The 24,250-nt window shown below is 30.3% G+C and carries 18 protein-coding genes; 4 read left to right on the forward strand and 14 right to left on the reverse strand.

What is annotated here, in order from left to right; all coding sequences use genetic code 11:
- Positions 1 to 6: 6 nt before the first annotated feature.
- Positions 7 to 3,111, reverse strand: a complete 3,105-nt coding sequence (locus BX611_RS02985; RefSeq protein WP_240324941.1) for a SusC/RagA family TonB-linked outer membrane protein — start codon at positions 3,109 to 3,111, stop codon at positions 7 to 9.
- Between the two features lie 539 nt (positions 3,112 to 3,650).
- On the opposite strand from BX611_RS02985, the gene BX611_RS02990 reads away from it, so the two are divergent.
- Positions 3,651 to 4,673, forward strand: a complete 1,023-nt coding sequence (locus BX611_RS02990; RefSeq protein WP_115877995.1) for a LacI family DNA-binding transcriptional regulator — start codon at positions 3,651 to 3,653, stop codon at positions 4,671 to 4,673.
- Here the strand turns inward: BX611_RS02990 and queG are convergent.
- The 4 genes from queG to nrfD form a co-directional block, all read right to left on the reverse strand.
- Positions 4,670 to 5,596 carry a tRNA epoxyqueuosine(34) reductase QueG gene (gene queG, locus BX611_RS02995; RefSeq protein ID WP_115877996.1) on the reverse strand — a complete coding sequence of 309 codons (927 nt, stop codon included), beginning with the start codon at positions 5,594 to 5,596 and terminating at the stop codon, positions 4,670 to 4,672. The genes BX611_RS02990 and queG overlap by 4 nt on opposite strands.
- 54 nt (positions 5,597 to 5,650) lie before the next feature.
- Complete coding sequence (locus tag BX611_RS03000) at positions 5,651 to 6,619, reverse strand: YitT family protein (RefSeq protein ID WP_115877997.1); 969 nt, start codon at positions 6,617 to 6,619, stop codon at positions 5,651 to 5,653.
- Between the two features lie 126 nt (positions 6,620 to 6,745).
- On the reverse strand, positions 6,746 to 9,646 hold the full coding sequence (locus tag BX611_RS03005) for a molybdopterin-dependent oxidoreductase (RefSeq protein ID WP_115877998.1): 2,901 nt from the start codon (positions 9,644 to 9,646) through the stop codon (positions 6,746 to 6,748).
- A gap of 17 nt (positions 9,647 to 9,663) precedes the next feature.
- A complete protein-coding gene (gene nrfD, locus BX611_RS03010; protein ID WP_115877999.1) occupies positions 9,664 to 11,280 on the reverse strand; it encodes an NrfD/PsrC family molybdoenzyme membrane anchor subunit in 1,617 nt (538 codons plus the stop codon).
- Positions 11,281 to 11,427: 147 nt separating this feature from the next.
- Here nrfD and BX611_RS03015 point away from each other — a divergent pair, with 147 nt between their 5' ends.
- Positions 11,428 to 11,670 (forward strand): MoaD/ThiS family protein, encoded by a 243-nt coding sequence (locus tag BX611_RS03015; RefSeq protein ID WP_115878000.1) that lies wholly within the window; start codon positions 11,428 to 11,430, stop codon positions 11,668 to 11,670.
- On the opposite strand, the gene BX611_RS03020 is transcribed toward BX611_RS03015, so the two are convergent.
- Complete coding sequence (locus BX611_RS03020) at positions 11,667 to 11,942, reverse strand: DUF3817 domain-containing protein (RefSeq protein ID WP_115878001.1); 276 nt, start codon at positions 11,940 to 11,942, stop codon at positions 11,667 to 11,669. The two genes, BX611_RS03015 and BX611_RS03020, sit on opposite strands and share 4 nt — an antisense overlap.
- A gap of 74 nt (positions 11,943 to 12,016) precedes the next feature.
- Between BX611_RS03020 and BX611_RS03025 the strand changes: the two genes are divergently transcribed.
- Together BX611_RS03025 and BX611_RS03030 are read left to right on the forward strand one after the other, a co-directional pair.
- A complete protein-coding gene (locus BX611_RS03025) occupies positions 12,017 to 12,442 on the forward strand; it encodes a molybdenum cofactor biosynthesis protein MoaE (protein ID WP_115878002.1) in 426 nt (141 codons plus the stop codon).
- 189 nt (positions 12,443 to 12,631) lie between these two features.
- Positions 12,632 to 17,056, forward strand: coding sequence for a reprolysin-like metallopeptidase (locus BX611_RS03030; RefSeq protein WP_115878003.1), 4,425 nt, complete (start codon positions 12,632 to 12,634; stop codon positions 17,054 to 17,056).
- 56 nt (positions 17,057 to 17,112) lie between these two features.
- On the opposite strand, the gene BX611_RS03035 is transcribed toward BX611_RS03030, so the two are convergent.
- The 8 genes from BX611_RS03035 to BX611_RS03070 form a co-directional block, all read right to left on the reverse strand.
- Positions 17,113 to 18,198 carry a HesA/MoeB/ThiF family protein gene (locus BX611_RS03035; RefSeq protein ID WP_115878004.1) on the reverse strand — a complete coding sequence of 362 codons (1,086 nt, stop codon included), beginning with the start codon at positions 18,196 to 18,198 and terminating at the stop codon, positions 17,113 to 17,115.
- On the reverse strand, positions 18,198 to 19,034 hold the full coding sequence (locus BX611_RS03040; RefSeq protein WP_115878005.1) for a DUF1835 domain-containing protein: 837 nt from the start codon (positions 19,032 to 19,034) through the stop codon (positions 18,198 to 18,200). Before BX611_RS03040 ends, BX611_RS03035 begins: the two co-directional genes overlap by 1 nt.
- A complete protein-coding gene (locus BX611_RS03045) occupies positions 19,027 to 20,139 on the reverse strand; it encodes an NTP transferase domain-containing protein (protein ID WP_115878006.1) in 1,113 nt (370 codons plus the stop codon). The genes BX611_RS03040 and BX611_RS03045 overlap by 8 nt, the downstream gene beginning before the upstream one ends.
- Positions 20,132 to 20,611: a cyclic pyranopterin monophosphate synthase MoaC gene (gene moaC, locus BX611_RS03050; RefSeq protein WP_115878007.1), complete on the reverse strand. Its 480-nt coding sequence runs from the start codon at positions 20,609 to 20,611 to the stop codon at positions 20,132 to 20,134. Before moaC ends, BX611_RS03045 begins: the two co-directional genes overlap by 8 nt.
- A 131-nt stretch (positions 20,612 to 20,742) precedes the next feature.
- Positions 20,743 to 21,960, reverse strand: a complete 1,218-nt coding sequence (locus BX611_RS03055; RefSeq protein ID WP_115878008.1) for a molybdopterin molybdotransferase MoeA — start codon at positions 21,958 to 21,960, stop codon at positions 20,743 to 20,745.
- A 4-nt stretch (positions 21,961 to 21,964) separates the two neighbouring features.
- On the reverse strand, positions 21,965 to 22,618 hold the full coding sequence (locus BX611_RS03060; RefSeq protein ID WP_115878009.1) for a phosphoribosylanthranilate isomerase: 654 nt from the start codon (positions 22,616 to 22,618) through the stop codon (positions 21,965 to 21,967).
- A gap of 4 nt (positions 22,619 to 22,622) precedes the next feature.
- On the reverse strand, positions 22,623 to 23,609 hold the full coding sequence (moaA, locus tag BX611_RS03065) for a GTP 3',8-cyclase MoaA (RefSeq protein WP_115878010.1): 987 nt from the start codon (positions 23,607 to 23,609) through the stop codon (positions 22,623 to 22,625).
- Positions 23,609 to 24,241 (reverse strand): Crp/Fnr family transcriptional regulator, encoded by a 633-nt coding sequence (locus BX611_RS03070; protein WP_115878011.1) that lies wholly within the window; start codon positions 24,239 to 24,241, stop codon positions 23,609 to 23,611. Before BX611_RS03070 ends, moaA begins: the two co-directional genes overlap by 1 nt.
- Between the last annotated feature and the right edge of the window lie 9 nt (positions 24,242 to 24,250).

A 24,250-nucleotide genomic window follows, 5' to 3' on the forward strand; every position in this document is an offset into this window, starting at 1 on the left:
TTTTAATTAAAAGTTAACATTTATACCAAAAGTAATAGTTCTAGATGCAAAATAATTGTATCTTCTGTCTATACCTGGTGTTAATGGATCTGCTGTTCCTCCTAAGAAACCACCATTATCTACAGAACCTCTATCTTGTAAAGATGGTTCTGGATCTGCACCCGTATAATTAGTAATTGTAAATAAATTTTGACCACTTAATGACAATCTAACATCTTTAAAATATTTGTTATCTTCAGAAATATCAAATGTATAACCTACTGAAAAATTATCTAGCTTAACAAAATCTGCTTTTTCAACATATAAAGAACTAAATTTTGCATTTGTAATTGTTGGTTCAGCTAATTCTGTATTTACAAAATTATAAGACCCTTGACTACCTACTCTTGGCTCATAAAATACTCTAAAGTTATTTACTAAACTATGTCCAAATGCTCCTCTAAAAAATGCATTCACATCCCAATTTTTGAATGTAAGTGTATGAGACCATCCTAATTCAAAATCTGGAATACCTTTTCCTAATTTAGCCAAATCACCATCAATAACTCCATCTTCATCAGCATCAATAAGATTTCCTATTATTTGAGATGTTTGAGAAGCATCTGTATTACCATCACCATTTACATCTGCAAATACTTGGCTACCATTAACTACTTCACCTGTCCAAACAGCTCCATAAATTTGACCAATTTCTTCACCTGGAGCAACTAATATTACTGCAGTATCATTTTGTCCCGGAGCACCTAAGTTACCTCTTAATGTTGTACTGTCAAATGAATCTAATGTTGTTTTATAACTAGATAATACTAACCCAGAATTATATGTTAAGTTTTCTTTTTTAACAATATCAAAATTTACAGCTAATTCAAAACCTTTGGTTGATAAATCACCTCCATTTTCAACACGTGATCCTGTTGGATATACAGCAACATCCACTGCTCTTTCTAAGATGAAATCTGAAACTTTACGAGTATATAAATCTAAGGTTGCATTAAAACGACCTGCAGAATATTCAATACCTAAGTTAGTTTCTGCTTTCTCTTCCCATTTTAAATCTGGGTTTGCATCTGTATCTTGATTAGTACTTAATAAATCTGCTGCAGGACTATATCTAGCATAAGCTAATCCATATTGCCCAGGTAATGATCCTGTAACTCCATATCCTAAACGAACTTTAAATAAGTCTGTATTATCTAATTGTAAGTATTTATTTAAATCAACACCTAAACCAAACGCAGGAAATGTTCCCCATTTGTTATTTTCTCCTAATTTAGTTGACCCTTCTCTACGCACAGATGCATTAAAGTAAATAGCATCATCAAATGTACCACTTACTCTACCAAAATATGCAATAATTCTTTGTTCTGGAGATCTATCACTACTAATATCAATTTGACCAGCGTTAATTTGATCTTGAGACCACTCTAAAGCATCTAAATATTCTAAATCATCATTTGGAAAATCTCCTGCAGATAAGAAATAGTTGTTATAACTTTCTTCTTGCCAAGAATAACCACCGGTAAATTTCATATCTAATTTATCAGAAGCTTGAACATCATAATCACCGTAGATTTCAAATAATTTAAATCTGTCTTCTCCAGAAGTTAATCTTGCCAAACCTTTACGAGTTGGACTTGTAGCATTTCCTCTAAATAATGAAGTTGTTCTATAGTACTCACTATTTGTGTATTTTTTACTTTGTTCAGAATATAATGCATTTAAAGCTAAATTATCCGAAAGAGAATATTTAAATTTAGCACTATAAGTAAATTCGTTTCTACTACCTTTATTAATGTTTTGATTAATTATTGAAACTGGATTAAAACTATCAAACAATCCTAAAGTTTCAAAATATCCTCCATAAGGTTCTGCATTGAATGGATAAGGTGAACCAACACCATAAACTGGAGCAGTAGGATTATAAAGAACTGCATAACGTAATGCTTCATTAAAACCAAAGTCAGAATCTCTTTTTGTATAAGAAGCATTAAAATCTACTTTTAATTTATCATCTAAAATTGTAGTCCCTGCATTAAGTCTTGTATTAAACTGGTTAAAACCACTTTTATTTAAAATACCTTGAGCATCTCTAAAGTTTGTAGAAACTCTAAATTTAGTTTGGTCATAACCACCAGCAATAGAAACATTATGAATGTTTGAAACAGCATCTCTTGTTACCAAATCAGTCCAATCAGTTCTACTTCCTAAGTCTGTACCTCCTGCAGCAGCAAATTCATCTCCTGTTAATGTATCTATACTATTATTAATAGAAGCAACAGCAACAGAACCATTATAAGAAACTTGTGTGCTTCCAGATTTACCCGCTTTTGTTGTCACTATAATAACACCACTAGAACCACGAGAACCATAAATAGCAGCAGCAGAACCATCTTTTAAAACAGTCATGCTAGCAATATCACTAGGGTCAATATTATTTAAAGAAGCTCCAATTACACCATCAATTACAATTAAAGGTGATGAATTTGATCCAACAGTAGAAATACCTCTTAAACGGATAACTGCATCATCATTTGGATTACCTCCTTTATTATAAATACTTAAACCGGCTACTTTACCTTGAAGTAATTCAGAAGGATTGTTAATTGTACCCTTATTAAATTCTTCTTCTCCTACTTGAGTTACAGAAGAAGTAATTTCTTTTTTGGTTGTACTACCATAACCAACTACAACAACTTCATCAAGTTGTGCAGCATCTTCAGCTAACACTACATTAATAGTAGATTGTCCATTAACTGGAACATTTTGAGTTGCAAAACCAACATAACTAAAAGTTAGTATTGCATCAGAAGCCACATTATCAATAGAGAAATTTCCATCAAAATCTGTTTGAGTTCCTTTATTTGTTCCTTGAACTAAAATGTTTACACCTGGTAAAGGTGCCCCATTAGAATCTGTAACCGAACCACTTATTGATTGTTGTACAGGTTTTATTGCGTCGTCTTTTGTCTCCAACACAGTTTCTGTGTTAAATGAATAAGTACTTGCATGAACTTCAAAAAATGAAATTGCAATCAGCATTGCAAAAATTCTCATTTTTAAACTCCAATTAGCAGGGCGACGTAGCACCCCATTAGTCATGATTTTTTTCATACGTTTGATATGTTAGTAGTTTAATAATTTTTTGGATCTTTTAGAATGAACTCTAAAATTTTTCATTTTTTTTAGATTTCCTTCGTTGGTATAATTAGTTTGTTTTTCATGAGGTTTAGTCATAGGCGAAATTAAATTTAATATTCTTTGAGTTTAGTTAATTAATTAATAGGCAAATTCTTGTATCACTTTAAAAGTGTAATGAAGAAAAAAGTATCTTCTTCAATTGTCATCAAACTTATTCTTTAATAAGTGTTTTTTTTAAACTTCTAAACCAATTTTTTAAGTAAAAAAAATTAACATTTATTTAAGAGTTCCAAAAAAAAAACAATATCAATGAATTAACTTCTTTTTTTTTGCCGAAAACGATTTCGATTATACCGAAAACGATTTCGATTTTCGTCAATTTCATTGATTTTTAATGTATATTTAACAAGTATATACATTAAATTAACCTAAATAGTGTTATTTTTTATCCAAAACAAAATTATAACTGAATAAAAACATATACATTTAGAGCCTAATAATTGTTTAATAGAATGAAACCAATAACTTTAAAAGACTTAGCACTTAAATTAAACATCTCAGTTACAACAGTTTCCAAGGCTTTAAAAGGTTATAGCGATGTTAGCAAGTCTACTCGAGATGCTGTTTTTGCTTTAGCTGAAGAAATGAATTATACACCTAACTCTGTTGCTGTAAATTTAAGAACAAGACAAACAAATACTATTGGGGTAATTATTCCAACAATTGTTCATCAGTTTTTTTCTAAAGTAATAGATGGTATTATTGAAGAAGCAGAAAAAAAAGGATATTTGGTTATTACACTACAATCAAACGAATCAGTAAAACTAGAAAAAAAACAAATAGACTTACTTTTAAATAAAAGAGTAGATGGAATTTTAATATCTCTTGCAAATGATCAAAAAGAAATTAAACATTTACAAAAAGTAATCAATAAAAAAACACCACTTGTTTTATTCGACAAAATTTCAAAATCATTAGTATGTTCAAAAGTTGTTATTAATGATCGTGAGGCAGCCTACAATGCAGTTACTCACTTAATACAATCTGGTTGCAAAAAAATAGCACATTTTAGAGGGCCATTAAATCCACAAAATTCAATTGACAGGTACTTAGGATACAGAAAAGCTTTAGAGGATAATAATATTAAATTTGATAAATCTTTGATTTATACCTGTGAAGATGTCTCTTTTGAAGAAGGTTATAAATTTGCAGAAGATATTTATGAAAAAAACAAGGACATTGATGCTGTTTTTGCTATAACCGATTTAGTTGCTGTTGGTGCAATTGCATATTTTAATGAAAATAATATTGCTGTTCCAAATCAAATCTCAGTAATTGGTTTTAGTAATTGGTTTATGTCTTCAGTAATTTCACCATCATTAACTACAGTTGACCAACCTGGTTATAAAATGGGAAAAAAAGCATTGAAATTATTGTTTAAAGAAATGAATGCTCAAAAAAAAGGAAAAGAATTTATACCTGAAACAATTGTGTTACCTACTAAAATAATTAAAAGAAATTCAACCCTTATTTAATCTTTTAAAAATTGAATATTTCTATTTAAACCTGAGAATTTTGTGCGTTTTACAGCCGATTTATTAAACACGGTTTTAAAAACTGTTTCAGTAATTTCTTGCCAATCATTTTTTGTCATTAATAATAAATCAGGATGTGAATTAAATTTTTCTTCGGAATGTGGTTTTGAAAAGCGATTCCACGGACAAACATCTTGGCAAATATCACAGCCAAACATCCAATCTTCAAATTTTCCATGCATTGAAGGCGGAATTTCATCCTTTAATTCAATAGTAAAGTATGAAATACATTTACTACCATCAACAGTATTATTTTGTAAAATTGCTTCTGTAGGACAAGCATCTATACATTTTGTACAAGTTCCGCAATGGTCTGTTGAAAAAGGATTATCATATGCTAGTTCAACATCTAATATTAATTCAGCTAAAAAGAAAAAAGAACCTTTATTTTTTTGAATTAACAACGAATGTTTTCCTTGCCAACCTAAACCAGCCTTTTGTGCCCAAGCACGTTCTAAAACTGGTGCAGAATCCACAAAAGCACGTCCATTAATTTCACCAATAGTTTGTTTAATAAAAAAAATAAGTTCTTTTAGTTTGGCTTTTAATACGTGATGATAGTCTTCACCATAAGCATACTTTGCAATTTTATACGTTGAATCATCTTGAATTTCTTTTGGAAAATAATTAAACGATAAGCTAATTACCGTTTTTGCATCGTCAACTAATAATCTGGGATCAAGTCTTTTGTCAAAATAATTTTCCATGTATTGCATTTTTCCATGGTATCCATTTTTTAACCATTGCTCTAAATTAGAAGCTTCTTCCTGTAAAAAATCTGCTTTGGCAATGCCACAACTCTCAAAACCCAAACGTTTTGATTCTTGTTTAATTAAATTAGAATATGTTTGTAGTTTATTCACCTAAACAAAAATAGAAAAACCTTTGAAATATCTTTTATAAGAATCTTTACTCCTTTATTTTAAAGGGCGTCTTTTTATCATTCCTCCCTTAGTATCTTTAATACTATTCATAATAATAAAAGCTGAAGAATCAATTTTATCAATTTCTGTTTTTAATTTTGCGATTTCTAATCGTGTAATTACTGTGTAAATAATATCAATTTCTGTCAAAGCATTACCCTTTTTACCAAAACCTCCCTTACCTGCATAAATAGTAACACCTCTCCCTAAACTTTCAGTAATCATTAATCTTATTTGTTCGCTTTCTGAAGAAATAATTGTTATTCCAGTATATTCTTCAACACCTTCAATAACAAAATCTACTGTTTTTGCCGCTGCCATATAGGTTAGCATGGCATATAATGCAATTTCAATTGACAAAATATAAGCCCCAAAGGAAAAAATTAAAATATTGAATAGCAATATAATATCACCAATGGTTAAACCTGTTTTTTTACTTAAATAAATTGCTAAAACTTCGGTTCCATCAATAACAGCGCCTCCTCTTATTGCCATTCCAATTCCTGCACCTAAGAAAAAACCGCCAAAAACAGCAATCAATAATTTATCTGAAGTTACTAATGGATATGGTATAAAATGTACAATTAAAGCTAGTCCAACAATTGCCAAAATACTTTTTAATGCAAATTGTTTTCCTATTTGTGAATAACCTAAAATTATAAATGGAAAATTAACAACAATAATTAAAATTGATAGTGAAAATTTTGTAGTTTCAGATATTAATAAAGAAATTCCCATAGCGCCTCCATCAATGAATGAATTCGGTAATAAAAAACCTTTTAAACCAAAACCTGCAGAAATAATTCCAATTACAATAAAAAACGAATCGCTTAGGAAATGTGAAATACGAACTTCAAAAAGTTTTACTTCCTTTAATAATTGTTTTTCGTTGGTTTGAGAATGTTTCTTTTTAAAATTAGCCTTAAATCTTTCAATAATTAATTGTTGAAAAATGTTTCTCATATAATAAAACTTGATTTTTAGTTAGTTTTTCGAAGGTAGCTATTTGTTTTATTTTTAGTGAAAATAAAATATTATTTTTTTATCATTTTTCAAAAAAAATCCCGCACAAAGCGGGATTTTTTATCTCTATTTTTCTTCTTTTGGAATATAATAACAACCGCCAGGAGATTTATCTGGTGTAAATGCTCTATTAAACCAAAGCGGTCTGCGTTCTCCGTTTGGTCCAGGAGCAGGACGTGTCATTGCCAACCATTCTTTGTATATTTCATGAGATTTATTTGTATCCACAAAAATATCCCCATAGTTTTCACCTTGCTTAGGTTTTTCAATACGCACACGTTGATGCCAGCAATGCATACCACTTATAGGATCTGGATGTACTGCGTGTGTTATATTTTGATGTACACCTCCATCTTTCCAAAATATTCTTTTTGAATCTTTATCGGAAGATTCAAAAGGTTTAATTCCAGAAATGGTATTCATTTTCCACCCACCTTTTCCATCACCTTCAATATTTACGGTATTGGTAGCCCATCGGTTTCCAATTTTATCTTGTGGTCTGCGCCAACGCCCAATATGATGCGAACAAGCTACTACACCGGGTTTCATACTTTGGGTTACCCAAACTTTGTCAATAAAATAACCTATATCGGTATTCATTTTTACCAAATCTCCTGTTTTAAAGTTCCATTTTGCGGCATCATCAGGGTGCATCCAAATTGGATTTCTATTGGAGATTTCAACCAACCATTTAGCATTTCCAGAACGTGAATGGATTAAAGTTGGTAATCTAAATGTTGGAACCAATACATATTCACCTTTTGATTTATCTAAATTATCATTATGAATATGGCTTTTAATATATTGTGGTGTAGCATACTCTGGCCATTTCCAATCTACCATTGTTTGCGAATAGAATTCATTTTTACGCGATGGTGTTGGAAAACCAACCACAGCCTTTCCATTTACCATTACTCCAATTGGATTCCCATCTTTAGTAATTACGTCAGTAATTTTATCAACTTTTGTTCCTTTTAATTCTTCTTTAGTAAGTGGTGTTTCGTTTTTCTTGTAAGATTCACCTTTTTCAATTTCAAAAGCACCATATTTTTGCATGTATTGTAGTTCGGTTAAACCTTCAGCTTTTGCTTTTTCAGGCAAGCCTTTTACACGTTCAAAAATGTATTGATAATATTCATTAATGGTGATTTTTTCTCCTGGTCGGTATGGTGATTCAAAAGTTTTACGAATTCCCATACTTCCATCAGGATCAATTCTCCAACTTAATTCAATCCAAAATTCATCTTCTTCCCAAACCTCGCCCGGATTTGCCTGATAGGTGAATTCAACAGGTTTTCCGTTTCTTCGAGCAGCCTCTCTTAAAACTGGCTGACGAAATGCTACCCACGTTCCACCGTGTGTTGCATAACTATTTAAATCATGGCGTTCAGAAGCTAACCCCATTGGTAACACAAAATCGGCATAAAAAGCAGTTTCATTCCAAGTTGGTGTTAATGCTGTATGCAAACCAAATTTGGTTTCATCAGAGAACATTTCCATCCATGTAAATCCATCAGGATAGGTCCAAACTGGGTTGAATACTCTTGAAAAATAGACATCCATTTTTCCCCTGCCTTCTTTTAAGAAATGTGGCAATAACTGACTCATTTCAAAAAATGCTAAAGGATATTCTTTTGGAAAATGTAATTCGTTCCAAAATTTTTGAGGTTTTGGTTTATTCGGTTGAGTTGGACCAAATTTATTCCAAGAGTTTGGAGAAGTTCCTCCTTTTGCACCAACAGCACCAGTAAGTGCAGTTAAAAAATGTAAACAACGTGCAACAGCCCAACCACCTAAGTTTGATGCTCCTGCAGCTCTCCAGTTATGCGATGCAAAACGTTCACCTGCTTCGCCAATTTTTTGAGCAATTTCACGAATCATTTCAGCTTTTACTCCAGATTCTTTTTCAGCAAATTCAGGCGTAAATTCTTTATATTCATCAATCATTGCTGCAATATAATTTTCAAAAGTAACTTCCTTGTCGGAATGTCTTGCTTTTAAATATTCTTGCCAGTTTGTCCAATTTTCAAGGTAAGCTCTATTGTACAATTTATTTTGTAAAATATACAAAGCCATAGCTAATAAAACCGCAGCCTCAGTTCCCGGATATGATGGCAACCAATAATCTGACATACTTGCTGTATTTGACAAGCGAGGATCCATTGTTGCTAATTTTGCCCCTTTCATTTTACCTTCAATAATACGTTGCGCATGCGGGTTGAAATAATGTCCGGATTCTAAATGTGCAGATACTAATAAAATAAATTTCGCTTCTGCATGGTCTGGTGAAGGTCTATCATACCCATACCATAAATTGTATCCAAAACGTGCTCCGGAAGAGCATATATTTGTATGTGAATTATGACCATCTATTCCCCAACCTTGCAAAATCCAATTCATAAATTTTTCATGTCCTGGTCTTCCTACATGGTATGCGATTTCATTTTGCCTGTTTTCTTTTAATGCTTTTCTAATTCTTGCAGCTATGGTATCTAAGGCATCATCCCAAGTAACACGTTCCCATTCTCCTTCGCCTCGTTTTCCTTTTCTTTTTAAAGGAAATAAAATACGATCCGGATCGGTAATTTGATTGATAGTTGCAGGCCCTTTGGCGCAGTTTCTACCTCTACTTCCTGGATGATACGGATTCCCTTCAAACTTCTTAACTTCTTGGGTTTCTTTATCAATAAATGCTGTTAATCCACAAGCACTTTCACAGTTGAAACAAGTTGTGGGTACAATTTGATAGGTTTTTTTCTCTTTTTTAGGCCAAACTTTTGGATTGTATTCTACCCAATTATCCCATTTTTCTGGTGGAGGGAAGTTTTCATACATCTGAGCAACCTCTTCATCTGTAAAATGACGCATATCATTTTCAAACTCTTGGTAGCCTTCTTTATGCAAATTAGGTATAATTCCTAATTTTTCAGCAATTCCTTCTATAAACGATGGTTTTTTATATCCCATGACTTTCTGTTTTTAAATTAAGCTAATGGAATTCTTTGAGGTGCTTCCACCCAAATTTTCTCGGTAGCAATAATTCCAATTAATACTAAAACTGATGAACCAACTAATAACGGAGTTGAATTTCCAACTATTAAAAACACCAATGGAATGATGTTTCCAACCATAACTGTTACCACCCAAAATAGATTTTTATACCTTCCTTTTGTTATCATTTTTACAACTGTTTTGGCAGAAGTAGTTGGGTGTGTTATTGTTAATTCAGTAATTAAGGTAAACAGATTAACTACTAATGCAATTAGCATTGTATTTTTTAAAATAACCATCCAATTTTCATTTCCAAAAATTAAAGACGCTATTACAAATATTGCAGTTCCTGCCATTATACTATGTACTAACATATGTAATGGTAATGTTGGACTTTGCCAAAAATCACGTCCTTTTGCTTGTGCAAATAAAAATGCTGTGTAAATAGCAAGTAGTACTGCAAAAACTGCTGTTACCCATAATAAAATGGTTTCCCCTGCTTGTATTTCAAAGAATGTCATTGCTCCCCAAACAGTTACTAATAATCCAAAAACAGTAATTGTATAACCACCTTTTACTAACCAAGAATTCCATTGTGGACGTAATAAAACGTTTAAAAATCTATCTGGTCTATCTAAATCCATCACCAAGAACAAACCTGTTAAAGCTAAAAATACTAATGAAATTCCTGCTGACCATAATTTTGCTGTTGAAGAAACTTCATAACCTAACATAATTGCAATAAACGGAATTAAGAAAGCTCCAGCAGCTATTGCTTTTGTAAACACATACGCTGATACTTCCCAGCCCCAAAGTATACCTTTATCTGGGGTGTCGTAAACTCTACGCGCTTTTCCGGTTAAAACATCAATATAATTAGGATTTTCTGTTTCTTTTCTTTGATAAGCAGCCTGAATATCATTATCAATTGTCATTTGCAATAAATCCACATCATCATTTGTATGCATCATTTTTTCAGCTGCTTTTGCAAAATGCCCAACACCACGAGCTTGAGAATTCCACAAGCTTGGTCCAGACTTATCAGTTGCTTCAGGGTTTAAAGAAGCATCATCCGCATCAATATAGAATAAATTAGGATTGGTACCTTTTTCAGGTTTACGCACTTTTACAGCCTGACGTGCCAATAAATGCGAAATTTCTGTTGTAGGATTGTCCATATCGCCCGCAATAATAGCGTGTTCCGGACAAACGGTTACACACGCTGGCTCTCTACCAACATCAACTCTATGTGCACAATAATTACATTTTGCTGCTGTATTAGTATCAGGATCAATATACAAAGCATCATAAGGGCAAGCTTGCATGCAAGACTTACAACCTATACAACGATTGTTATCAAAATCAACAATACCATCTTCACGAGTATACAATGCTTCAACCGGACAAATTTCTACACAAGGCGCATCTGTACAATGATTACAACGCATTACCGAAAAAATTCTACGGGTATCGGGGAACTCTCCCTTTTCGACTTGCTTAACATACGTTCTGTTAACTCCAACTGCAACATCATGCTCCGATTTACAAGCCGTAGTACAAGCATGACAACCAATACATTTACGGTTGTCAATTATAAAACCATACTTCATTTTTTATAAAAAATTTTGAACTTCAATCAAAGTTAGGTAATAGAAATATTAGTTTTGTAACTAATATCACATAAGCTGAATTTTAAATTTATTTAAAATGAATCTAAATAGAAATCATGTACTTTTGTTGAAAATGGAATAATTATTATGGAAATTCAACTCTTATTTTTTGGGATTGCGACAGATTTGGTTGGTAAAAATACTATGCTTTATAAAATTGAAGAAAATTCAACTATTATAGAATTAAAAAAGTCGCTAATCTCTAATTTTTCAGGATTAAAAAACATAAATGAGTTCGCAATAGCTGTGAACGAAGAATATGCTGATGATGATTTAATTATAACTCACAGAGATGTAGTAGCTATAATTCCACCTGTTAGTGGTGGTTAGTCTCTCAAATATTTTTTATCAATATAAAAAGTACCAAATGGTATTATTGAAGCTAATAGTACTGTTAAAGTTGTTTTAGATTTCCATTCCAGTTCAGACTTTAACATAAATGCCAAAATAACATATCCAATAAATAAAATTCCGTGAGGCATTCCCAACATTTTCACGTAGGTATCAATTCCTAATAAGTACTTAATGGGTGTTGCAATAAATAACAATAATAAGTAAGAAACTCCTTCCAGTACACTTACAATTCTAAAGGTATTTTTCATTTGATCTATAGTTAATAGTAGTTTGGCGAAAATACTGTTTATATTTCTTAAATTTGCTGAAAATCTTGTTAAAAATGACAATAAATACCTCTATTAAAATAACATCAGAAAAATTAAATTTAAATGAATGTTACAATTTTGTGCAAGATGCATCTTGCGGAGGAATTGCCTTGTTTGTAGGAACCGTTAGAAATGCAACAAAAAACAAGGAAGTTATCTTATTAGATTTTAGTGGTTACGAACCAATGGCGATTAAGGAAATGCAAAAAATTGCAGACCGCGCTTTGGAAAAATTCGATATTCACAAAATTTCAATTCATCATGCTGTTGGTGAGCTTAAAATTGGTGATATTCCTGTAATTATTGCTGTATCTTCTGCACATAGAAAAGCTGCTTTTGAAGCTTGCGAATTTGCTATTGACACCTTAAAAGAAACTGTACCAATTTGGAAAAAAGAACATTTTGAAGATGGTGAAGTTTGGGTGAATTCGCATCCGTAGTTAATTTAATCCCTTTGAAAATTCATATATTCCAATTCGTTTAGATATGCCCATTCTTCAAACAGGTAACTCTAATTAATGTTTTCAAATTTTAATTAATTGATTTTCAACAAAATTGATAAAAGTCATTTAACACAAAAAATAATAAAGCTATATTTGAGATTCAAAATTGCTATTTTATTTTTTGGTATGAAAAAAAACTACTTAACCTCCACTATTTTAATCCTTTTTTATATTCTAACTCTAAAAGCTCAAACATCTGATGAGTTATGGACTCCAACAACAGAATTAAATAAAAAAGAATCAAACAAAATTAAAAATGTTTCCGAACCTTCTGAGTATAAATTATTTAATCTAAATTTTGAGTTACTCAAAAGCAAACTAAATACCTCTCCTAAAAGAAGTGTAAAGTCCAAAAAAGCCGGAACAATAATAACTTTTCCAAATGAGCTTGGAGAATTACATAAATATGAAGTCTTTGAAGCTTCTGTAATGTCTGATGGACTACAAAAAAAGTTTCCAAATCTTAAATCCTATATTGGTAAAGGACTTGATGATCCAAGTTTACTGATAAGATTAAGTTTAACTACTCAAGGACTAAATGTTGTTATACTAAATAGCCCTAGAGGAACTATTTATATTAATACTTATACTAATGATATAAAATCATATAAAATATATTCTACTAAAAGTTTACCTAAGACTGAACCTTTCGAGTGCGAAGTTGTAAATGCTAAAGAAAATGAGCAAAGAAAATCAAATGGTAACTCGAAAATTTCCAATTCAAATAATGGCTATTTTCGAACTATCAGGTTAGCTGTAATTGCAACTGCGGAATACTCTAATTGGCATTTACAATATCAAGGAATAGATAATAATAAAACTGAAATTGAAAAAAAGGAAGTTGTTTTGTCAGCAATTGTTGCATCTATGACAAAAGTTAATGCAGTTTTTGAAAGAGATATTTCATTATCGATGGTTTTAGTTGAAGATTCAGAAAAAATAATTTTTTTAAATAGTTTAACTGATGAATTAACCGGTGATGATAAGTATAAACTATTAAATGAAGGTAATACAATTGTTAAAGATATAATTGGATTTGAAAACTATGATATTAGTCATGTTTATTCAGCTTTTGATCTTGGTGGTGTTGCTATGCAAACATCTATTTGTAATATAAATAAGCCTAACGGAGTATCTTCTAGTTCGTCTCCGATAGGAAATTATTTTGAAAATGTAATTATGCATGAGATCGGTCATCAATTTGGAGCTAGTCATACTTATAATAAGTGTTCTAAAGGTTTTACAGATTATTCAATTTCAAATTTGACATCAGTTGAGCCAGGAAGTGGGAGTACAATAATGTCCTATGGAGGGGTATGTTGGGGAGACGATAATGTTGTAAAAGACAGAGATATCTATTTTCACGGTATCAGTATTCAACAAATGATTGCTAAGTTGAATTCAGATAATTCAATTTGTATGGAATCATCACTTATAGAAAATTCACCTCCAGTGATAATAGATATAGCTGATTATACAGTTCCAATATCTTCTCCAATTAAGTTGGTTGGGGATGTTTCAAATGCAAATTCAGATAGCTATACCTATACATGGGAGCAATTTGATGCTGAAATTGGTATTTCACCTCCAGAATCAACCCAAATCGAAGGCCCAATTTTTAGATCATATCCACCAACAAATTCTGGTAAAAGATCATTACCTAATAAATTATCTAGCGCAATTGGTCAAAGGTCAAATAAATGGGAAGTTCTTCCTTCAGTTAGCCGAACTGTAAATTTTGGATTAACTGTAAGAAATAACAATTTAAATTTTCCTCAAACAGCTTTTATGCAAACAAAAATAATTTTTGATGAAAATTCAGGCCCTTTTGAAGTAACATCTCAAAATAATTCAGAGAAATGGAATATTGGAGAGACTAAAACTATAACTTGGAATGTAGCCAATACTGATAAATCACCAATTTTATGTTCTAAAGTAAATATACTTTTCTCACCTAATACTGGTTCAACTTATACAATAGCCCTAGCTTCAAATATTGAAAATAACGGTTCATTTGATATTATAGTTCCAAACTTATCTACATCAGGTGGAAAAATAAAGGTGGAAAGTGTTGGAAATATCTTTTACTCTGTAAATAAAGGGTATATAAGCATCAATCCTCCTGTAGGGAAAATTTTTGTACCTGATGATATTTTTGAACAGTATTTAATTGAAAATGATTATGATACATCTTTTGATAATTATATATACAAAAATAAGGCAAAAAGCATAAATTATCTCTTATTGAATGAATTGGATATTTATGATTTAACAGGAATTGAAGAATTTGATAACTTGATAGAACTTGTATGTTTTTCAACTCAAATTACTTCATTAGATTTATCTAATAAATCAAGGTTAGAAAGTATTTATTTAATAAACAATAACATAAATTATTTGAATCTTTCAAATTGTACAAATCTTAATAAGATTAATGTTGAAGCTAATAATTTATCTGAAATTAATGTTTCTAATTTTGAGTTACTTGAAGATCTTGACATAGGTGGAAATAATATAAATACTATTAATGTTTCTAAAAATTTAAATTTAAAAATACTTTCTGCCAAATCCACGAGTATTGAGAATATTGATGTTTTAAATAATAAACTTTTGACTCACTTGTCCGTTGGAGGTTCTTTTAAAAATATTAATGGTATCAGTAAGATTTCTGAAATTGATGTAAGAAATAATTCATTATTAAATGATTTGAGTGTCTCTCATACAAATATTACTTCTTTGGATATTACTAACAACAAATTATTAGAAAATTTGAGCCTTGCTAACACAAATATTACATCTTTAGATATTTCTAACAATCCATTATTAACTCATTTAGATGCAACAAATAGTGATATATCAATTTTGGATATTTCATCAAACACTAAAATGAAATCCCTTCATTTAAGTCACACAAAAATTAATGAAATAGATGTTTCTGAAAATTTATTGTTAGAAAATTTTAATGCTATTCAAAATCCAAATCTTAAATGTATTAAGGTTAATCAAAATCAACTTAATAATATTCCAATTGGATGGAATGTTGATAATAATGTTTCTTATTCCCTTAATTGCTCAGATAATGATAATGACGGTATTATAGATGATAAAGATCAATGCCTTGAAACTCCAACTGGAGAAACCGTTAACGAGAATGGTTGTTCGCAAAGTCAAATTGATGATGATAATGATGGTATCATGAATGATGAAGATGTATGTTCTGATACTCCAGAAGGAGAAACAGTAAACGAAAATGGCTGTTCTCAAAGCCAACTAGATGATGATAATGACGGTGTGATGAATGACAAAGATTTATGCCCTGTAACACCAACTGGAGAAACTGTAAACGAAAACGGTTGTTCTCAAAGTCAAATCGATGATGACAAAGATGGTGTGATGAACGATAAAGATTTATGCCCTGAAACTCCAGAAGGAGAAACAGTAAACGAAAACGGCTGTTCACAAAGTCAATTAGATGATGACAATGACAGTATAATGAACGATAAAGATTTATGCCCTGAAACACCTGAAGATGAAATAGTTAATACAAACGGCTGTTCGCAAAGCCAACTAGATGATGACAATGACAGTATAATGAACGATAAAGATTTATGCCCTGAAACACCTGAAGATGAAATAGTTAATACAAACGGCTGTTCGCAAAGCCAACTAGATGATGACAATGACGGTGTAATGAACGATAAAGATTTATGTTCAGAAACACCTGAAGGAGAAACAGTAAATGAAAACGGCTGTTCGCAAAGCCAACTAGATGATGACAATGACGGTGTAATGAACGACAAAGATTTATGTCCCGATACACCAGAAGGAGAAATTGTTAATTTTAATGGGTGTATAGTATTGCCTTCAAACAATTTCAAAATTGAAACTATTAATGAAACTTGTCCAAATAAAAATAATGGACAAATTAAAGTATCGGCTACAGCAACTTATGATTATTTAGTAACTATAAATGGTAATGAATATAATTTAAGTAATGATTTAACAATTGAAAATTTAGAACCGGGAACTTATGATATTTGTATAATCGTACCAAATATAACTTCCAAACAATGTTATTCAGTTGAAATAGAAGAGGGAACAGAAATCTCAGGAAAAACAACAAGTATATCATCAAATAAAGTATCTATTGACATTGAGCAAGGAACTGCACCATTTAACGTGTTAGTTAATGGAAATGTAATTTTAAAAACAATGTCTTCCTCTTTTGATTTAAACATTAAACATGGAGATTTGGTAGAGATACAAACTGATAAAAATTGTGAAGGAACTTTCTCAAAAACGATTGATCTATTTGAAGAGGTTACTGCATATCCAAATCCTACATCAGGAATTTTTGAAATAGCCTTACCGGTATCATTAAAAGAAATTAAAATTGATTTGTTCACTTTGAGCTCACAACTTATTTCTTCCGAAGTTTACCAAGTAATTAATGGAAAAGTACAATTAGATATTCAAAATAAACCTAATGCAGTATATCTAATAAAAGTTCATTTAGAGAGTCCTGTTTCAGTTAAAATTATAAAAGAGTAGATATTTTTAAAATGAAAATTGTTTAGGGGTGAACTCACATCCTTAATAATTAAAATTTATTGAACATATTTATCTATCCCTTCAAATAAACTAAAAACTGAAATTAAAGGATATTTTTCTTTTAACTTTAACGTAACATCATAACTTGTAATTCCTTTTTTACAAACAATAACATAGTATTTTTTAAAATCTGGAATAAAATCTTCTACATTAAATGTTTTGTAGGGAATTTTTTGATCTACTTCAAAAGGAAGTTTAGCATTTATATCATTTACAACACTTACAATTTTAATATTTTCATCATTTAACCTACTTTTTAATTCATCACAAGAGATTAAAAGCGAACTATCCTGTGTTTCACATTGTTCACTCAAGTAATTAATTTTTTTGAAAATATCTTTAAAAATCAACGACTTATTTCTTTTTAATTTTATTTTTAATTGTGAATTATCTAAAACATTATAAATTAAAAGTTGATTTATTAATGGTTTTCCTTTTTTAGTAATTAATTTAATTACTTCATTTACTTGTAAAAGTGCTATAATTCCAACTATCGGATTTAAGGTTCCAGCTTCTTCACAATTAGGAATATTGGTTGCTATTTTTGGAAACGCATCTCGTAAATTACAAGAATAATCACCTTCACCATTTAAAATGTTAAATGTTGCAACATAACCGTCAAATTTATATAAAGATCCATAAACCAAAGGTTTTTTTGAAATTACACAAGCATCATTTATTAAATATTTTATGGGTAAACTATCAGTACCATCAACTATAACATCAAAACTGGAAATTAATTCTAATATTGAATTTTTATTAACTGCCTTATTTGAATACGAAACTTTTGTAAATGGAGCTCTTTCTTTAACTGCTTTTGCAAGCATTTCAGCTTTCGGTTTATTAAGATCTTCAACTTTATAAAAAACCTGACGATGTAAATTTGAAACGGAAACGGTATCAAAATCAACCAAATGAAGTACTCCAATACCACTTGTTGCTAAATAAATTGCAACTGGACTTCCCAGTCCTCCACAACCAATAACCAACACTTTGGCTTTTTGAAGCAATTCTTGTCCTTCTTTACCAATTTCAGATAAAGTAGTTTGACGTTTAAAATATTCTTGGCTTGAAATATCCATTACTTTTTTATAACCGTTTTCCCAAAGTTATTTAAATAATACTTGGAATCATTTTTTTTAATGTATTTATTTAATTTTTTTAAATATTCAAAATACTGAAGATCTCCAAAACCATATAGGGTTTCTTGTTGTTGCCAAATTAATAAATTACGAACTATTTCATTTTCAGTTAAAGCTTCTGCATTTATAATTTCTAAAATTTTATACTGAATTTCATTCAAGCCATTTTCTGATGGAAATCGCTTTAAATGTTGATGAATTGCTTTTTGAAAATACGAAAATTTTTTACTTTTATTGAAGTTGAATTCTTGTAACTTTTCAAAATTATTTTCAACATATACATTCCAACATTCAGTGGCATATGTTAAATTACTTTTAGAAATTCTAATCTTATTTTCATAAAGATTTAGGTATTCTATTTCAGAAAAATCAGACAAATAGTGCAATTTTTCTTTACCTTCTACTTTTCCGGTACACACCAAACAGTAAAGAATATCTTTTCTAAAACTCTTCAATAAAAAAGAACATAACGCCATTAAATTTACCTGGCAAAACAAATCGAATTCGAACCACAAAACAACTTCGCTATAGCCTTCTAAATCTTCAATTTTTATTAGCTCTTTAATAGTTTTGTCGAAGTATTCTAATTTAGAAACACCTAATTCTGTTTCAAAATAAGCATAGCGTTTTAGCCAAAAATCATCGCTACCAACATCAAAATGCAAAGGTCCTTCACATAAAATTTCTCGCCAAATAATAATATCACCTTTTAAGGTTGTTTTTTCTAAAATATTGGCAGTACTATCTCCATTTACTATATGAAGTATGTTACTCATTAATTTCTTTTTTGGCTGCTTTAAATTCTTCTGGAGTATTAATATTTCTTATAAAACAATCGTCAACTTCTACAATTTCCACATCAGAATTTATCAAAACTTTACGTGGGCAAGAATAACCTTGCGCTAAATAATTTAATAAGAGTGTATAACTTTTTGGTTCCCAAATGGTAATTAAAGGCTCGGGAAATTGTTTATCTTTTCCTTTTATTGTAGTTGCAGCTTTTGATGGATTTCTATGTTTTAACAATAATTGAATTACTTCATTAGTTACAAAAGGTAAATCGGTAGCTATTACCAACCAAGCTACATCAGGATTTTCTTGAAACGCAGAACAAATGGCTCCAAACGGTCCTAAACCTATAAACTTATCGATTATTTTGTTTTCAATGCTAATTTCTTGTGCTGCTCTAACCGATAAATACGTTTTTAAATTGTTGTTTTCTAACAATTCTATAGCAACATCACGTTGGTTTTTTCCATAAAAATTAAGAGTTCCTTTATCCGTTCCCATTCTGGTACTTTTTCCACCAGCCAACACCAAACCGTTTATTGGAGCAATTTTTTGTTTGATAAGATTTTCTATATGTTTTGAAATTTTTTCAACCTCATCAATAGAATAACACATCAGATTTTTTATTTGAGGATATTTTTTTACTAAAAAGTCAAAATAAATTGAGTCTTCTGCCAGTTTAATTATAAATTGAACATTGTTTAACTGATCCAATCTTTTTAAAACTGAAGCTTCTTTTTGATTGTCTAAAATTAAAATTTGTTTGGCTCCTTGGTAATGATTTCCATTTATAAAAACAAAATCGTATTGAGCAAACTGCACACGTTGATTGAATTTATTTACTTCAGAATGCATTAAAATTTCAGCAGTTCCTTTATTATGAAATGTAAATTTTTCAACGGTTTGTTTTTCAATAGCATTGTTATGTGAAGCATCAAAATAAGCCAATTTATACACGGATAAATTGTTAGAAACCTGTTGTACTAAATTTGATATAACATTGCATTTTGTTCCTAAAATTGAAATTTCGTTAGGTGCAAAATTATCGTTATCTCTTAATTTTAATTTTGCGTGTTTTTGATGTTTAGCCATTTTTAATGTCGCTTTTACCTCCAGATTTTTCGAGCAGTTTTACTTCTTTAATTACCATTTTTTGTGAAATTGCTTTACACATATCATACACCGTTAAAGCTGCAATATTTGCTCCTGTTAAAGCTTCCATTTCCACACCTGTTTTCCCTTCAATAGCAACCGTACACAAAATTTCAATATGCTCGTTATCTATTACTTCAATATCAACATCAACTCCGTTAATTATTAATGGATGACACATTGGGATTAATTCTGATGTTTTTTTAACCGCTTGAATTCCTGCAATAATTGCCGTTTGAAAAACTGGACCTTTTTTAGTAATTAACTCATCATTAGTAAAATGAGCAATTATTTCAGTTCCCAAAAACATAGTTGCTTTAGCCATAGCCTTACGTTTGGTGATTTTTTTATCACCAACATTTACCATTTTGGGATGATTTTTTTCTCCGATATGTGTGAATTTATTTTCCATAAGTATGAGATTGCTTTACTTTGTTCGCAATGACAGGTTATTAAACGTTTCACTTTGGTGGTTGAGCGGCATCGAAATCACTTTATAAAATTTTAGTATCACTTCAACTCCGCTTAGTGACCTTTATTAAATTATCTATAATTAATTAAAGGAAATACTTCTCCTTTGATAAAATTACTACGATTGTCTGGCAATTCCAAAAAAGCATCTGAATCTACCAAGTTTGCCAAATCACCAGAACCTTTACCAGCTATTGGAGTAGCATATAATTTACCTTCATTTTGAGCTAATTTTACTTGTAAAAAATAGGTTAAATTAGGTTTAAAATAAAAGTCTTCACTTAAAATTCCTTGTTTATTATTTTCAAAACTCAACCCAACTGATTTATAATACCAAGGATAAAAATACTTTAAACAACTTACAAAGGTTGAAACTGGATTTCCAGGAAAAGCAAACACAATTTTATTGTTTTTATCTTGTTTAGTTATCGCCTTTTTACCAAACCAAAATGGCTTTCCCGGACGTTGTTTTACTTTATGAAATAATTTTTCTACACCTAAATTAGCTAAAACTTCAGGAATAAAATCGAATTTACCTTTTGAAACTGCCCCGCTAAAAAGCAGCACATCATAGTTATTTAAAAACGAAGCAATTTTGGTTTCCAATGTTTTTTTATCATCTAAAATATGAGCTGTATCTGCTTTAATATGTAATTTTTCCAACAATGAAACTAATGTAAAAACATTGCTTCTTCTAATTTGATGTTCAGCAGGAATTTTAGCTACTTCCACTAATTCATTACCTGTAGAAACAATCATTACTTTTGGTTGTTTTGCTACTTTTATTGTTGACTTTCCAACCGTTGCAAAAACACCAATTTCAGCAGCAGAAATTAACGTGTTTTTTACAATTAAAACATCCTTTTCTTTTCTATCTAAACCTTTTAAATGAACATTCTGGAAGCTTTTTACTGCATCTAAATGTACCGTTGCAATTCCATTTTTAATCTCTAATAACTCGTATTGAATTACAACATCCGTATTATTTGGAAGCACTGCACCAGTCATAGCTTCAATGCAATTAGCTGGATTTTTTAGTGTTAATTGCGGACTTCCGGCAGCTTGAATTCCCTCTATTTTAAATGCTCTTTGTCCTTTATTAAAAGCCTCAGAAGAAATAGCAATTCCATCCATACTTACACGGTTAAATGGAGGAAAATCTCTATCTGCAACAATGTTTTCTTTTAAAACACGTCCAACTGAATTTATAAAATCAACCTCTTCTATTCCAAAGTTTTCAGAATTATTTAAAATTATATTTAAAGCATCTTTTACGGTAGTTAATTCCATTATATTATTGTTTTATTGCTTGAAAGAAAGCTTTTAATTTGGATTCATCTAATTTTCCATGTGTTCTAACACCGCTGCATAAATCCAATCCATAAGGTTGTACTTTTTGGATGGCTATTGGAGCATTCAACGGATTTAATCCTCCAGCTAAAAATACGGGAATATTCACACTTTCAACTATTTTTTTACTTATTTCCCAGTTGTGAACTCTTCCAGTCCCTCCCAATTCTTTGGTTTTCAAATTTGGGTTACCACTATCTAATAAAATAGTATCCACATTTTTCGAAATTTGCAGCGCCTCATCAATTGAGCTCTCATTTAAAACGTGCAAAACTTGTACTATTTTAACAGTAGGTAATTCGTTTTTTAATTGTTGATGTGTTCCTTCAGTTAAAGCATCAACAATTTGAATGGTTGTTGTATTTACTTTTGAATGATGTTTTAAAATCTCTTCAACTTTTGTTTCACTGGTTAATAAAAAAGTTTGAATATGTTTAGGAACCTCACAAACTATTTCAGCAATTAAACTATCTGAAATAATACCTGGCCCGCTTGGCATATTTCCAACCAAACCCAAAGCCGAAGCTCCAAATTTAATGGCTAAATTGGCTTCCTGAACACTACTTATACAGCAAATTTTTACGTGTGTTTTATTCATTAAATTAACCTCCTATTGTAGACATACTTTCTGAAACATCATTATCTCTTGATGCTTCAGCCACAAAACCATTTTCTGGTTTGTGATGCACGGTGGAAATAAATAATTGTTTTAACTCTTCATCACTTGCACCATTTCTAATAAAATCTCTTACATTAAAAACACCTCCATCAAACAAACAGTTTTTAAACATACCTGTAGCTGTAATACGAATTCTATTACAATCGTTGCAAATAGTTCGGGTAAATGCTGGAATTATCCCAAAAGTTCCTTTATAATTTGGAATTTTATAATTTCTTGAGGTAGATGTTTTTTTTGAAAATACGTTTTCAATATCCTTATAATTATCTTTTATAAGATTTATAATTTTATTGAAATCCCAAACCTCCTCCATAGCTCTTTGTCCTTTTCCATTGAATGGCATTTCTTCAATAAAACGAACGGCAATGTCTTTTTCTTTTGACAATTCAACAAAATCGATGATTTCATCGGTATTAAAACCTGATTGAACTACAATATTAAGTTTCAATTTCAGTTTACTTTTTTCAAGTTTTAAAAGCGTATCAAACACATTTTCATACACATCTCTTCTTGTAATTTTTGCAAATTTTTCTTTTTGCAAACTATCTATACTTAAATTGATTGCATTTATATTTAACTCTTCTAATTTTTCAATATGATTAGAAATTAATGCGCCGTTTGTAGTAATATTTATTTCTTGTAATTTATCATTAAAAGACAGTGATTCTAAAAAGTTTACAAAATCTCTGCGCACAAAAGGCTCACCCCCAGTTAGTCTTACCTTATCTACACCTAATTCTGAAAGTACTCTAATAATTCTGTACATTTCTTTGTAGGAAAGTAAGTCTTTTCTGTCTACAATATTAATGCCTTGGGCTGGCATACAATATTGGCAACGTAAATTACAACGATCAGTAATTGCTAACCTTAAATATGAAATTTTTCTACCAAATTTATCTCTTAACTGCATTAATTGAGTGTAATTTTATTTCTTCCCAAAGTTACAATATCTTCTTTTTCCAACTTTTTCAATACTCTTGAAATTGCTTCTCTTGAAACTTTTAAATCTCTAGCTAAGTCAAAATGTTTTTTATTTATTGTGTTTTCCTTATAAATTAAACTTGTATGTTCAATATATTTTAACACTCTAAACTCTAAATTTTCAAATGCAATATCATTAATAACTTCGAGTAAAAAATAGGTTTGCGTTTGATTTTGTTTTAAAAAATAGGATCTCCAGGAGCTGTATTTTTCAAACCACGAATTTACAATTTTTACTGGTATTGCAATGTAAGTAATATTGCTTTCAGCCTTAATTCTAATTTGGCTATTTTTATTTTCTAAAGCATAAGAAATTGCAATGGAGCTAGTTTGATTATTTGATAAATAATGCAAAAAAATACCGTTTCCTTTTCCATCACGTCTCATTACTTTTGCAACTCCAGAAATAATAATAGGAATAAATTTAATTTCTCTTCTTATTTCTAAAATTATTTTATCAGGTTCGGCGTGCTTTAAAATTGCGTATTTACATAGTTCATTTTGTAATTGCTTCTCAAATATATCTGAAAAACAATTATCAACTATTTCGTTAATCTTCATTTTAAAAAA

This window comes from Lutibacter oceani (assembly GCF_003384935.1).
GTDB lineage: Bacteria > Bacteroidota > Bacteroidia > Flavobacteriales > Flavobacteriaceae > Lutibacter > Lutibacter oceani.